General features: G+C 69.4%; 9 protein-coding genes, 1 tRNA gene and 1 pseudogene. 6 read left to right on the top strand and 5 right to left on the bottom strand.

Going from position 1 to position 13,334, the window contains the following annotated elements:
• Positions 1-2 precede the first annotated feature (2 nt).
• Together glp and galU are read right to left on the bottom strand one after the other, a co-directional pair.
• Positions 3-1,190, bottom strand: a complete 1,188-nt coding sequence (gene glp / locus ACIBG4_RS16195; RefSeq protein ID WP_397202428.1) for a gephyrin-like molybdotransferase Glp — start codon at positions 1,188-1,190, stop codon at positions 3-5.
• Positions 1,191-1,195: 5 nt separating this feature from the next.
• Complete coding sequence (galU, locus tag ACIBG4_RS16200) at positions 1,196-2,098, bottom strand: UTP--glucose-1-phosphate uridylyltransferase GalU (protein ID WP_397202429.1); 903 nt, start codon at positions 2,096-2,098, stop codon at positions 1,196-1,198.
• A 24-nt stretch (positions 2,099-2,122) separates the two neighbouring features.
• On the opposite strand from galU, the gene ACIBG4_RS16205 reads away from it, so the two are divergent.
• The 3 genes from ACIBG4_RS16205 (at position 2,123) to ACIBG4_RS16215 (ending at position 4,617) form a co-directional block, all read left to right on the top strand.
• Positions 2,123-2,692 carry a 5-formyltetrahydrofolate cyclo-ligase gene (locus ACIBG4_RS16205; protein WP_310709537.1) on the top strand — a complete coding sequence of 190 codons (570 nt, stop codon included), beginning with the start codon at positions 2,123-2,125 and terminating at the stop codon, positions 2,690-2,692.
• Between the two features lie 23 nt (positions 2,693-2,715).
• Positions 2,716-4,221, top strand: a complete 1,506-nt coding sequence (locus ACIBG4_RS16210; protein ID WP_397202430.1) for a potassium/proton antiporter — start codon at positions 2,716-2,718, stop codon at positions 4,219-4,221.
• Between the two features lie 72 nt (positions 4,222-4,293).
• The gene (locus ACIBG4_RS16215) at positions 4,294-4,617 is read left to right on the top strand and encodes an FmdB family zinc ribbon protein (RefSeq protein WP_397202431.1); all 324 of its coding nucleotides are present in this window, start codon (positions 4,294-4,296) and stop codon (positions 4,615-4,617) included.
• Between the two features lie 693 nt (positions 4,618-5,310).
• On the opposite strand, the gene ACIBG4_RS16220 is transcribed toward ACIBG4_RS16215, so the two are convergent.
• The gene (locus tag ACIBG4_RS16220; RefSeq protein ID WP_397202432.1) at positions 5,311-7,278 is read right to left on the bottom strand and encodes an MFS transporter; all 1,968 of its coding nucleotides are present in this window, start codon (positions 7,276-7,278) and stop codon (positions 5,311-5,313) included.
• Between the two features lie 142 nt (positions 7,279-7,420).
• Between ACIBG4_RS16220 and ACIBG4_RS16225 the strand changes: the two genes are divergently transcribed.
• Positions 7,421-8,227: an S-methyl-5'-thioadenosine phosphorylase gene (locus ACIBG4_RS16225; RefSeq protein WP_397202433.1), complete on the top strand. Its 807-nt coding sequence runs from the start codon at positions 7,421-7,423 to the stop codon at positions 8,225-8,227.
• Positions 8,228-8,591: 364 nt separating this feature from the next.
• The gene (locus ACIBG4_RS16230; RefSeq protein WP_397202434.1) at positions 8,592-9,065 is read left to right on the top strand and encodes an SAF domain-containing protein; all 474 of its coding nucleotides are present in this window, start codon (positions 8,592-8,594) and stop codon (positions 9,063-9,065) included.
• 149 nt (positions 9,066-9,214) lie between these two features.
• On the opposite strand, the gene ACIBG4_RS16235 is transcribed toward ACIBG4_RS16230, so the two are convergent.
• Positions 9,215-10,306 (bottom strand): D-alanyl-D-alanine carboxypeptidase family protein, encoded by a 1,092-nt coding sequence (locus ACIBG4_RS16235; RefSeq protein WP_310709531.1) that lies wholly within the window; start codon positions 10,304-10,306, stop codon positions 9,215-9,217.
• A 1,225-nt stretch (positions 10,307-11,531) separates the two neighbouring features.
• Here ACIBG4_RS16235 and ACIBG4_RS16240 point away from each other — a divergent pair.
• Positions 11,532-11,604 (top strand) — tRNA-Arg (locus ACIBG4_RS16240).
• Between the two features lie 181 nt (positions 11,605-11,785).
• Here the strand turns inward: ACIBG4_RS16240 and ACIBG4_RS16245 are convergent.
• Positions 11,786-13,029, bottom strand: a pseudogene (locus ACIBG4_RS16245) (IS3 family transposase).
• Between the last annotated feature and the right edge of the window lie 305 nt (positions 13,030-13,334).

Genomic DNA, 13,334 nt, shown 5'->3' on the forward strand with positions numbered 1-13,334 from the left:
GGTCACAGGGGGATCACCTCGACGGCCGTGCCCGCCGGCACCTCCGTCACGTCCTCGGGCACCACGATCAGCGCGTTCGCCGAGGCCAGCGCCGCGAGCTGGTGGGATCCCTGCCCGCGTACCGGCGTCACGGTGCCGTCCGACGCCAGCACGCCGCGCAGGAACGAGCGCCGCCCCGACGGCGAGTGCAGCGGGCCGACGACGTGCGCGGTCACGGTCTCGGGCGCCTCGGGGTCCAGTCCGCGCATCTTCCGCAGCGCCGGCCGTACGAACAGCATGAACGACACGAACGACGAGACCGGATTGCCGGGCAACGCGAAGATCGGCACCTGGTCCTCCCCCACGACGCCGAACCCCTGGGGCATCCCCGGCTGCATGGCGACCTTCTCGAACCGGACGGTGCCGAGCGGCGCGAGCGCCTCCTTGACGGGTTCGTAGGCGCCCATCGAGACGCCGCCGCTCGTGACGACGGCGTCGGCGCGCAGGAGCTGCGAGTCGAGCTGGTCGAGGAACACGGCGGGGTCGTCGCTCACCGTGGGGGCCCGGAAGCTCTCCGCCCCGGTGGCCCGGACCGCGGCCGTGAGCGTGAAGCTGTTGGAATCCCAGATCTGGCCGGGCTGGAGCTCGGTACCCGGCTCGGCCAGCTCGGCGCCCGTCGACAGGACGACGACCCGCGGCAGCGGACGCGCCAGCACGCGCCGGCGGCCCACCCCGGCGATGATGCCGAGCTGGGCGGGGCCGATCACGGTCCCCGCCTCCAGGACGACGTCGCCGGCCCCTACGTCTTCGCCGGCCCGCCGGATGGCGTTGCCCTCGGGAGCCGTGCGCTCGATCGTGACCGTGACCGTGCCGCCATCGGTCCACTCCACCGGCACGACGGTGTCGGCGCCGGCGGGCACGGGAGCGCCCGTCATGATCCGTACGGCGTGCCCGGGCCCGACCGCCCGCAGCTCGCCGGAGCCGGCCGCCACGTCGTCCACCACCGGCAGCCTGACCGGCGCCTCGGCGATGTCGGCGGCGCGGACGGCATAGCCGTCCATGGCCGAGTTGTCGAACGGCGGAAGCGGCACCGGCGAGGTCACCTCCTCGGCCAGCGTCGTGCCCAGCGCCCGCTCCAGCTCCAGCTCCAGGGGCGCCAGCGGGCGTACGGTGGCCAGGATGTCGGCGAGATGCGCGTCGACCGACTTCATCGAGGTCAACCGATCTCGTCGAGGAACTCGCGCAGCCACGGCACGAACTCCGGGGCCAGATCCTCCCGGTCCGCCGCGAACTTCACCACGGTGCGCAGATAGTCGAGCTTGTCGCCGGTGTCGTAACGGCGCCCGCGGAACAGCACGCCGTGGACCGGCCCGCCCTGGTCGGAGCCGCGGCCGGCGAGCGTGCGGAGCGCGTCGGTGAGCTGGATCTCGTTGCCGCGGCCGGGCGGGGTGTTCTCCAGCACCTCGAACACCGCGGGGTCGATGACGTACCGGCCGATGACCGCCCAGTTGGACGGCGCCTCGTCGACCGACGGCTTCTCCACCAGGTCCGTGACGCGCACGACGTCCGACTCGTCGGTCGCCTCGATCGTCGCCACGCCGTACAGGGAGACCTGGTCCTTCGGCACCTCCATGAGCGCGATGACGCTGCCGCCGTAGGTGCCGCGCACCTCGATCATGCGCTGGAGCAGGTGGTCGCGGTAGTCGATCAGATCGTCGCCGAGCAGGCAGGCGAACGGGTGGTCGCCCACGTGCTGCTTGGCGCAGAGCACCGCGTGGCCGAGGCCCTTCGGCTGGCCCTGCCGTACGTAGTGGAGCGTGGCCAGCGAGGCCGGCTCGCGAACCTGGGACAACCGGTGCTCGTCGCCCTTGGCTTCGAGCACCTCCTCCAGCTCGAACGCGCGGTCGAAGTGGTCCTCGATCGACCGTTTGTTCTTGCCCGTCACCATGAGGACGTCCAGGAGCCCGGCGGAGGCGGCCTCTTCGACGACATACTGGATGGCGGGCTTGTCGACGATGGGCAACATCTCCTTGGGTGTCGCCTTGGTCGCCGGAAGGAACCGGGTGCCCAGACCCGCGGCGGGCACGACGGCTTTCGTCACAGGGTCGAAGTCAGCCATGAGTAGACCCTAGTGGAGGGACCTGTGGACAAGCTGAACCTGCGCCGCGAAGTGATGTCGTCACGTGCTTCACTCTCCCCAGAACAGCTCCGGACGAACGCCTCAAAAGTCCGCGAAACACTGCTTGACCAGCCGTGGGTCCAGATGGCCGGGCTCGTCGCCTGCTACTGGTCGGTGGACACGGAGCCGGGGACGCACGGGCTGGTGTTCGCGCTGTGGAAGCACGGGGCGACCGTGATCCTGCCGGTCCTGAAGGAGGACCACGACCTCGACTGGGCGGTGTACGACGGGCCCGACACGCTCGCGCCCGGCCGGTACGGGGTCATGGAGCCGGTGGACACGCGCCGCGGCGTCGACGCGATCCGCACCGCCGCCCTGGTCATCGTCCCCGCGCTGGCCGTGGACAGGCTGACGGGGGTTCGGCTGGGCCGGGGCGGCGGCTCCTACGACCGCGCCCTTGCCCGCGTCGGCCCGAACGTGCCCACCGTCGCGCTGCTCCACCCCGGCGAGCTGGTCGACGGGGTCCCGGCCGAGCCGCATGACCAGCGGGTGGGCTGGGCGATCAGTCCCGAGGAACTCACTAGGCTTATGTGACCGAACGTACGAGAGGGGGCCAGATGCCACTGGATGTCTGGCTTCTGATCGGTGCGGCGATCGTCATCGCCGCCATCGTCTCGGTACGGATCGCGCACCGCAGCGGGCTGCCCAGTCTGTTGCTGTTCCTGGGGTTCGGGCTGGTTCTGGGCGAGTCGGGGTTCGGCATCCCGTTCGACAACCCCGACCTGGCCAAGCAGATCGGCATGACGGCGCTGGCCGTGATCCTGGCCGAGGGCGGTCTGACCACGAGCTGGAGCCATGTGCGCCGGGCGGTGCCGCTGGCGCTGATCCTCGCCACCGTGGGCGTCGCGGTCAGCATCGTGGTGCTGGCGCTGGCCGTCCACGTGCTGCTCGGGTTCGAGCCGATCACCGCGCTCATCCTGGGCGCGGTGCTGGCGCCCACCGACGCCGCCGCCGTCTTCTCCGTGCTGCGCCGGCTGCCCGTGCCGCCACGGCTGGCAGGCGTGCTGGAGGCCGAGTCGGGCTTCAACGACGCCCCCACCGTGATCGCCGTGATGCTGCTGAGCGCCGCCGCCCACCAGACGCCGTCGATCGGCACGTTCCTGCTGGACACCGGGGTCGAGCTGGCCATCGGCGCCGCCGTCGGCCTGGCCGTCGGCCCCGCGGGCGCGTACGCGCTGCGCCGCGTCGCGCTGCCCGCCTCGGGCCTGTACCCGATCGCCGTACTGGCGCTGACCTTCGTCTCGTACGGCGGCGCGGTGCTGCTGCACGGCTCCGGCTTCCTGGCGATCTACCTGACGGCCCTCATCCTCGGCAACTCCCGGCTGCCGCACCGGGCGGCGACCAGGGGCTTCGCCGAGGGGGCGGCGTGGCTGGCGCAGATCGGGCTGTTCGTCATGCTGGGACTGCTGGCCAGCCCGCAGGAGATGCCGTCGTCGATCGTGCCCGGCCTCATCGCCGGGACCGTCCTGGTGCTGCTGGCCCGGCCGGCGTCCGTGCTGTTCAGCTCGGTGCTGGCGCGGGTGGTGCGCGTCGCGCGGGTGAGCTGGCGGGAGCAGGCGTTCCTGTCGTGGGCGGGTCTGCGCGGCGCCATCCCCATCGTGCTGGCGACCATCCCGTGGGCGGCGGGCGTCGAGGGGTCGAAGGACGTCTTCAACGAGGTGTTCATCATCGTCATCGTGTTCACGCTGCTGCAGGGGCCCACGCTGCCGTACGTGGCCCGGATGCTCGGCGTGACCGCCCCCGGCGAGGCGCACGACCTGGAGGTCGAGTCGGCCCCGCTGGAGGAGCTCCAGGCCGACCTGCTGCAGGTACGGATCCCGGCCGGCTCCAAGCTGCACGGCGTGGAGCTGTTCGAGCTGCGGCTCCCGGCGGGCGCCGCGGTGACGCTCGTCGTCCGTGACGGCCGCTCGTTCGTCCCCTCGGGCACCACCCAGGTACACGCCGACGACCAGCTCCTCGTGGTCACCACCGCCTCCTGCCGCGACCAGGTGGAGCGCCGGCTGCGCGCCGTCAGCCGCCGCGGCAAGCTGGCCGGATGGTACGGGGAGCGGGGACTGGAATAGTCAATTGACGGTATCGGTTACCATTAGCAGTCGCATAGCTCGAGTGCCAGAGCAAGCCTGAAGGAGGAGCGCGTGCCGACCTACCAGTACGCCTGCAACGACTGCGGTGAGCAGCTCGAGGTCGTCCAGAAGTTCACCGACGAGGCGCTGACGGTCTGCCCCGCCTGCCAGGGCAACCTGCGCAAGGTGTTCTCGGCCGTGGGCATCGTGTTCAAGGGCTCCGGCTTCTACCGCACGGACAGCCGCTCGGCGTCGTCATCCACGTCCCCCGCCTCGTCCTCGTCTTCCTCTTCTTCGTCGTCGTCTTCTACGTCGTCGTCGTCGAGCAAGAGCGAGTCGTCGTCTTCGTCGACGTCCTCCACACCGAGCACGGCCGCGGCCGCCGCCACCAACTGACCCTGGGCCGGCGCTCGGGCGACCCCATATCCACAACGCTGGTACGGCGTCTCGTCAAGCCGCACACGACATGAGACGCCAGCCCAGCCGTAGCACTGTGCCCGCGGCCTGACGCTCGTAGGCCCAGCAAGCACCACGCACCCGTCCCCGCCCCCCGAACGCGCCCCGGGCACGCAGCTCGCCGCTCGCTGGGCAAGCACACCCTCGGGCCGGGCAATGCGCACGCCCCTGGGCGGTGAGGCGAACGGCCGAAACGCGCGCCCCCGAACGGCGACGCACCAGCAACGCCGCCCCGGCCGCCCCGACCGCCCCGATCTCCCCGACCTCCCCGACGCGAGGCTCCGCACAAATCGCGCGCCCTTCGGCCGACCAGGACCGCGACGAGCTGCTCGCCACCCTGGAGTCCCAACACATCCGGGCCGCTTGTCTCGATCTGCCGCGCCACCCACTGCTCGGGGGTCACAATGTTGTCCGCGGCCATCGCTTGCTCCTTCAGTCCAGGTCAAAACTCGAAGGGTCACTCGATGGCCGTCTTCATTCCACGAAGCCACGCCCACCGGGTCAGCCTCGTCCACCCCAGTCGTCGCAACCGAGCAACGCTGGACATCGAGGCACGCGCAACGCCGAACCGACCGTTCGCGCGCCCCTCGCCGCTCGCTCCGCCAGTGCGACGCCCCTCGCCGCCAACCGTCATCAACGTGGCCGATCGGCATGCGCCCCCAGCAGCTCCGGCGTGATCCGCTCACACAACCGCTCCAACTGCGGGCTGTCCCCCCAATCCGCCACCAACCCCCGCAAGCTCTCAAGCGACGACCGTGTAAGCCGCCCCGCCGCCATCCGGCCCTCACCGGTCAGCCGCAGACGATCTTCATCGTCCGACCGCTCCACCAGCCCCCGCTCGACGAGCTGATCCACGTACGGCCGGCCGGTGGCCCTGCTGACATCGGCCCGGCACGCCAGTTCCGCCGCCTCCACCCACCCCTTCCCGTCGAGCCTGGCGATGATCCACACGCCCTGCGGCGCGATGCCGTCCAGCCCGGCCAGCGAGCCGAGCCGGGTGTAGAAGCCCCGGCGCAGGTCGGCGTCCGCCAGCCGTACCAGACCTCGTTCGACCTCGGCCAGCGAGGAGCGTTCGGCGGAGGTGGCGCCGAGCCCTTCTCCCAGATCGGCGGCCTTGGTGGTCTCCCGGAGCTGCTGCTGCGGGATGAGCCAGGTGAGCGCGAACGCCACCAGCATGATCGGCGCCGCCACCTTGAAGACGGTGGCGATCGCGTCGGCGTAGACGTGCAGGAAGTCGGCCGCGAGCTCGGGCGGCAGCCGCTGGATGGCCGTCGGGTCCTGCTGCACTTGGGCAGGGTCGAACCCCGGCGGCAACCGCGTCCGGGCGAGCAGCCTGGACAGATCGTCGTTGAGCCGGGAGGAGAAGACGGAGCCGAGAGTGGCGACACCGAACGCACCGCCGATCGACCGGAAGAACGTCACGCCCGACGTGGCCACGCCGAGATCCTTGAAGTCGACGGCGTTCTGAACGATGATCACCAGCACCTGCATGGTCATGCCGAGCCCCATGCCGAGCACCAGGAGGTCCACACTCATCGTCCACAGGCTGCTGTGCTCGGTCAGCATGGAGAGCATGAACAGGCCGACCGTGGCGAACGCGGTGCCGGTGATGGGCAGGTAGCGATACTTGCCGGTCCTGCTGATGATCTGTCCCGAGATGATGGACATGGTGAGCATGCCGGCCATCATCGGCAGCAGATGAAGGCCCGAAAGGGTCGGCGTGACCCCGTGGACCGCCTGGAGGTACAGCGGAAGGTACGTGAGCGCGCCGAACATCGCGAACCCCACGACGAACCCCACGGCCGACGACATCGTGAACGCCCTGATCCTGAACAGCTCCAGCGGCAGTACCGGCTCACGCGCCCGCCGCTCCGCCGCCGCCCACGCGACCAGCAGGACGACCGCCGCGCCGGCCAACCCGAGGATCACCGGATCGCTCCACGGATACGTGGTGCCGCCCCAGGTCGTGAGCAGGACCAGGCACGAGGTGGCGCCGCCGAGCAGCACCACACCCGCGAAGTCGATCCTGTGCCGGGTCTGCGACTTGTCGTTGGGCAGGCCGGCGACGATGACGAACAGCGCGACGGCGCCGAGCGGCAGGTTGATGTAGAACACCCAGTGCCACGACAGATGGTCCACGAACAGGCCGCCGAGCAGCGGCCCCACCACGCTCGCGACGGCGAAGACCCCGCCGAACCACCCTTGGTACTTCCCCCTCTCGCGCGCCGAGACGACGTCGCCCACGATCGCCTGCGCCAGCACCATCAGCCCACCGCCGCCGAGACCCTGGAGGGAGCGGTAGGCGATGAGCTGCCCCATGCTGGAGCTGAGCCCGCACAGCGCCGAACCGACGAGGAAGATGACGATGGCGGCCACGAACAGGTACTTGCGCCCGAACTGGTCGCCCAGCTTGCCCCACAGCGGCGTGGACACGGTCGAGGCCAGCAGATAGCCCGTCACGACCCAGGACAGCTCCTCCAGGCCGCCCAGGTCGCTCACGATCGTCGGCAACGCGGTGGACACGATCGTCTGATCGAGCGCCGCCAGCAACATGCCGAGCATGAGCGCGATGATGATGAACGCGAGACCCCTTCGCCTCATGGGCCGATCCTACTCACCGTGATCTCATGATCACTCCTCGCCAGGGGCGCTTATCCACAGAACCCCGTTCTGCCGTCCCCTTGTCCACAGACCGCCGTTCCAGCCGCGTTCCCCACCACCCCCCCCCGCTAATCTCAGCGCCATGCTCACTCGCGCAGACATCGGCGTCATCGGCGGATCCGGCCTCTACTCCCTGCTGGACGACGCGGAGGAGATCCAGGTCCCCACCCCGTACGGCCCGCCCAGCGACATCGTCACCGTCGGACGGATCGGTTCGCGCTCCGTCGCCTTCATCCCCCGGCACGGCCGCGACCACCGGTTCCCGCCCCACCGCATCCCCTACCGCGCCAACCTGTGGGCACTCCGCTCGCTCGGCGTGAGACAGGTGCTCGCCCCCAGCGCCGTGGGCTCCCTGCGCGCCGAGCACGGGCCCGGGACTCTCGTCATCCCCGACCAGCTCGTCGACCGCACCTCCGGCAGAGCGCAGACCTATTACGACGCGGGCCACGCGGTGCACGTCTCCTTCGCCGACCCCTACTGCCCCTCGGGCCGCGCGGTCGCCATCGAGGCGGCCAGGTCAGGCGGCTGGGAAACGGTCGACGGCGGCACCCTCGTGGTCATCGAAGGCCCGCGGTTCTCCACGCGGGCGGAGTCACGCTGGTTCGCCTCCAACGGCTGGACGATCGTCGGCATGACCGGTTTCCCCGAGTCCGTCCTGGCCCGCGAGCTCGCGCTGTGCTACACCTCCCTCTCCTTGGTCACCGACCACGACGCGGGCGTCGAGGCAGGTGAGGGCGTGACCCACGAGGAGGTGATGAAGTTCTTCGCCCAGAACGTGACCCGCATGCGCACTTTGGTGGCCGACACGGTCGAAGCCCTGCCCACCGAACCCACGTGCCCATGCGGCTCCACCCTGGACGGTCTCGACCTGCCTTTCGAGCTCCCATGACCCGCCTCCAGGCCCCCGCACCCACCACACCCGGCTGTTCGGCCCCGACCACCGGCTGGCCGCGGCCCAACGTGGATCGACCGGCCGCCGAGCGAGCCGGCTGTACCGGTCCGGCCGGGGCAGGCGAATCACCCAAGGCGGTCGGCCCGAGATGACGGAGCCAGGCAACCGCAAGCCAGACCGTCTGAGTCCCTCAGCAGCAACGAGCCGGAACCTCAGCGGCAACCGAAGCTGGAGGCCCGGTCGGCGCCGCCCGAAAACGGATGGAGCGAGCCGAAAACCAGGCCGGTGGGCCCGGCGCAGCCGACGGCGCCTCATCGCCGCCGTCCTGGCCGGCATCGCCGTTCTCCTGGGCTACGCGACCATGCGCCCCGACCCGGCTCCCACGGTGCTGGTGGCCGCCCGCGACCTGGCCCCAGGAGTGCTCCGTCCCGGTGACGTACGCGCCGTCTCCCTCACACCGCCCCCCGACGGAGCCCTGCGGACCGGAGCCGTCGGCCGCGTCCTCGCCGGCCCCATGCGCCGCGGCGAGCCGTTCACCGACGCCCGCCTGCTCCACTCGCTCCACCTGCCGGCCGGAACGGTAGCGACACCGGTACGCATCGCGGACGCCGATGTGGCGAGCCTGCTCTCCCCCGGCTCGACCATCGCCGTGCTGGCGGCCTGGGAAGGCCAATCCGCCCAGCTGGTGGCCGACGACGTCACGGTCGTCACCATCCCGAAGGCCACGGACGAGCACGACGCCCTGCTGGTCCTCGCCACCACACCGGACCAGGCGGGCCGGCTGGCGGCAGCCCAGGCGTCCGGCCGCCTCTCCATCACCATCAAACCAACCTGAGCCACGCACCCTGACCACGACGCCAGAACTCAGCACAAGAGCCGGTGGCCGACGAAGCAGGCCAACTGGCAGAGAGCCTGTACGGGGGCCGACCGGCCAATCCCCGCCGCAGGAGCGACCACCGAACCACCACCGACAGATACGACGCCCTACAACAGGGAGTCGATCTTCGGGTTGTACTCCCAGTGCCACGGCTCGAACGGGCTGCTGTACGCCCAGGCCGGATGGAACCACCCGTACCTCTTGGAGTTCTGCTCCATCCACACGAACTCCGCCGACTTGTACCTCTCCACCCCACCACAGAGATCGACGGCCAGGCCAAGCCCATGATTGCTACGCCCAGGCACCGCGGCGAACCCCGGCCGCCGGTAGTACACCGACTGCTGCGCGGCCAGGCTGCGATAGGCGTCGGTCACACACATCTGCCTGCCGAACCGCCGGCGGTACGCCTCGTTCAAGCTGACGAACGCGATGGCGGCATCGGCCCGCAGGCTGTGCCCCTTCTGCTGCAACGGGCAGAGCATGGCCTGTGGAATCAGCCCGTTCGGGAAGGAGTTGGCCGTCGCGGCCCGAAGCGGGTTGCAGCTCAGCGCCGCCCGCCCCACCTTGTCTATCTTGATACCGAGCTTCACCAGGGCAGCGGTCAACGACTTGACGATCTTGTCCGAGCGCTGCCGCAACGTGTCCACCTCGGCCGACATCTGCGCCTCGGCCAGCAGGTTGTTCGCCCTGATCTCCTGCGCCTCGGCCGCCAACCGTTGCGCCTCCCGGGCCAGCGCGGCGGTCCGCTCGACGGAGTGCTGCTTGACCTGCACGATGTACGTCGCATAGGTCATCGCCCGCAGCGAGTTCGCGTTTGCGTCACCCGACAAGAACGGCGCGACGCCATCGCCGCTGACCGGCTGCTGGTACAGCAGCTCCGCCATCTGCGCCACCGGCTGGCGGATCCGCGCAAGGTTCCGGTCGGCCTCCTGGAGCTTGTCCAGCTTGGCTTTCAGATCCTTCTCGGCCGCCGCGATGTCCGCCCGGCGCTTCTCCAGCGCCTTGGTGGCGTCCTCCAGCTCCTTGGCCGACTTCTCGGCCTCTTTCCGCAACGCGGCAAGGTCGGCCGGGTCCTTGTTCTCCGCCCGTTCCGCACGGTCGGCGCGCCCGGTAACGGCCTGAGCAGGAGGAGGCATCGCGACCAGAGAAGCCATCACCATGACGACCGCGATCAGACCCGCTGATCGAGGGGATGGCACGTCCGACTCCTCCGTTTGCGAACTCGTTACCTGGGTCAGGCACGCACGTTACTACAGCCCCCGGAGTGCCCGGACCTAACTCCGGCGACCCGTTATGACACAAAAGCGCACTTTGTACGCCCACCCTGCCGGGACCGGCGCGAACACCGGAACAAGATCGACACCCATATCCTGAACTACGCTCACCATCGCCACCGGGTTCGCCACCGAAGCCGGAAAGCTCCGGCCACAAGCCCCGCCGGAGGCGGTGTTCACAGCACCAGCCGACGAAGGTCCAGAGCCCGCCCGCGCCCACTCGAACCCTCGCCCGCCACCACCACCGCCTCCACGCAGGCCTAGCGAACGGGGCAGGCCTAGCGAACGGGCGAATCGACCCAGCGAGGCGTGCACAACTCAGTGACGCGGCATGCGAGCCGCTTCACCCTTCATCCCCGGAGAGCACATCAGCGCCCCCCTCGGCGATCGCACGCTCCTGCTCCCGCTCCCGGCAGACCTCCCACAACCAGGTGTCCACCCACTCCCCCGGACACTCCTCTTCCTGAGCCCCGGCAGCACCCTCCACCGCCTCACCCGAGCTCCGCCGCTCAGCGACCCCCGGCGACATCGCATCCACCCCAACGGGAGCCGTCCGCCCCCCACGCGAGGAACGCCCCACCACACCCAGATCAGGAACGGAGGAAAAAGCCATGACCTCCGGCACCCGATCCACCTCCACCTGAGACCGAGAGCGCCCCCATACCGGAGCCGGAACAACCCGCTCATACCGCCGCTCAGCCCGCGCCGGAGCCGGCAACAACACGGCCTCCACCATCACGTCGCCACCGTCAGCAGCGACCCTCATCTCCTGCCTCATGCCGGCACGCTCGTACCCGCTGAGCTCTCCGGCCAGCAACCCACCCGCCAAGATCACAGGCGCCACCAACGCCGCCCCCAACACCACGGGCCGCCGATGCACGTCCTGCCGCCGCCTTCTGGTCACCCGCCCGACGTTAGCCACCCCCGCCCCCACCCAACCCGATCACCGCCATCCCTTTACGCCTACTCACACCACCCATGACTTCGCCACGCGATGGGACCCACCGAGCAGTCCGCTCACCCACCAGGAGCAGACGCAGCGATACCGCGGCCGCGACCCGCCCGAGCCCCCATCCCATGCTCATGACCTCAAAGTCACCCGCCCCCACGGCCCACACAGTGCCGGACTTTCGCTAGGCTTACGGGGTCCGCCTCCGTAGCTCAGGGGATAGAGCACCGCTCTCCTAAAGCGGGTGCCGCAGGTTCGAATCCTGCCGGGGGCACTCTTCTCCATCAGGCATTCTGGCCTCTGACCTGCGGTTTCTTGGCCGCAGGTCTTCTGCTTTCCAAGGTCCTCATAGGCCGCCGAAGGCATCCTCATGCAGCCATAGGACCTTGATCAGGGGACATGCGGGGGATGATCTTGAAGGGCCTCTGTGAACCGCCCCGGCTTCGATGGAGAGCTCAGGGGTTGATTCCAACGCTCTCGTTGGGCTGGTGTTGAGCGTAGTAGAGGGCTTCGTATTCTTCTGGCGGGATGTTGCCGATCGAGGAGTGCAGTCGGGTCGTGTTGAACCACTCGACCCATTCGGCGGTGGCCAGCTCCACTTCGGCCAGGCTGTGCCAGGGCCCGCGGGGTTTGATCAGCTCGGTCTTGAACAGGCCGATCTGCGATTCCATCAGCGCATTGTCCAGCGCGTCCCCGACCGTGCCGATGGAGGCGTCGATGCCCGCGCTCATCAGATGGGCGGTGAAGCGGAAACAGGTGTACTGACTGCCGGCATCCGAGTGATGAACCAGGCCGGGCCCAGCGGGGCGTCCAGCTCGGTCGCGCCGCCACATGCCATGTCCAGGGCGTCCAGCACCAGACCGGCGCGCTTGGACAGCGAGGCAGCCCAGCCGACGATCGCCCGGGAGTACACATCCACGACGAAGGCGACGTAGACGATGCCGCACCAGGCGTGCACGTAGATGAAATCGGCGACCCAGACCGTGTTCGGCCGGGGCGCGGTGAAGTCCCGATTGACCAAATCGGCCGCCCGCTGATGGCCGGGATTGGCCACGGTGGTGCGGATCTTCTTGCCGCGGCGGGCTCCTTGCAGGCCCAGGGCGCGCATCCGTCGCTCGACCGTGCACCGCGCGACCTGGTGGCCCTCGCGCAGCAGTTGCCGCCAGACTTTGCGGGCGCCGTAAACGCCGTAGTTGGTGGTGTGGATGCGCCTGATGTGGTCGTCCAGCTCGGCGTCGCGGATCGCTCGGGCCGACGGCGGCCTGTTCCTGGCGGCGTAGTAGGTGCTGGGCGAGATGGCAAGGCCATGCTCGGTCAGCACATGGCAAATCGGCTCGACGCCGAACAGTTCACGGTGTTCGTCGATGAAGGTCACGAGTGCGTGTGTGGCCGGTCGAGCTCGGCCGCGAAGAAAGCCGACGCGGCCTTCGGGATCTCGTTTGCCCGACGCAGCTCGGCGTTCTCCCGCCGCAGCCGCTTCAGCTCCTCGGCTTCATCAGTGGTGGTGCCCGGCCGCTGTCCTGCGTCGATCTGGGCTTGGCGGACCCCATTTGCGCAGTGTCTCGGCGGTGCCGATGCCGAGTTTGGCGGCGACCGCATTGATCGCGGCCCACTCGGTCGGGTAGTCCGGGCGGACCTCAGCGACCATCCGCACCGCGCGCCTACGCAGCTCCGCCGGATAGGGGGACTTGGCTGCCATGACTCGATCCTCTCAAAGGAACGAGCCTCCAACGAAGCCGGAGCGCTTCAGAGTCCCGCGAAGTTCGCTGGGTGCCAAGGGAAGAGCTCACGAGCTACCGGATGGATCGCTCCATGAGCCTGCGCATCGGCCACTACCTGCAGGCAGACGGGAAGCAGAGTCTACACATCGGCTGACTACAGTCCGCAGCTCCGACCTGGCGTCAAGCACCAACGAAGTCCTGATCATCAGCGGCAGAGAAGATCGTAGGTCACGCGCGCATGATCGCCGCTTGGATGAGTACTTTCTCCACGCTTTCAAGGGCG

It is taken from the genome of Nonomuraea sp. NPDC050383 (assembly GCF_044459125.1).
Taxonomy (GTDB): Bacteria; Actinomycetota; Actinomycetes; order Streptosporangiales; family Streptosporangiaceae; genus Nonomuraea.

What these genes read in the sequence shown, in the direction of transcription:
- galU (WP_397202429.1), bottom strand. Translation starts at nt 2,098, where the DNA reads ATGGCTGACTTCGACCCTGTGACGAAAGCCGTCGTGCCCGCCGCGGGT.
- ACIBG4_RS16230 (WP_397202434.1), top strand. Translation starts at nt 8,592, where the DNA reads ATGCGCCCCGACCCGGCTCCCACGGTGCTGGTGGCCGCCCGCGACCTG.
- ACIBG4_RS16225 (WP_397202433.1), top strand. Translation starts at nt 7,421, where the DNA reads ATGCTCACTCGCGCAGACATCGGCGTCATCGGCGGATCCGGCCTCTAC.
- glp (WP_397202428.1), bottom strand. Translation starts at nt 1,190, where the DNA reads ATGAAGTCGGTCGACGCGCATCTCGCCGACATCCTGGCCACCGTACGC.
- ACIBG4_RS16210 (WP_397202430.1), top strand. Translation starts at nt 2,716, where the DNA reads ATGCCACTGGATGTCTGGCTTCTGATCGGTGCGGCGATCGTCATCGCC.
- ACIBG4_RS16220 (WP_397202432.1), bottom strand. Translation starts at nt 7,278, where the DNA reads ATGAGGCGAAGGGGTCTCGCGTTCATCATCATCGCGCTCATGCTCGGC.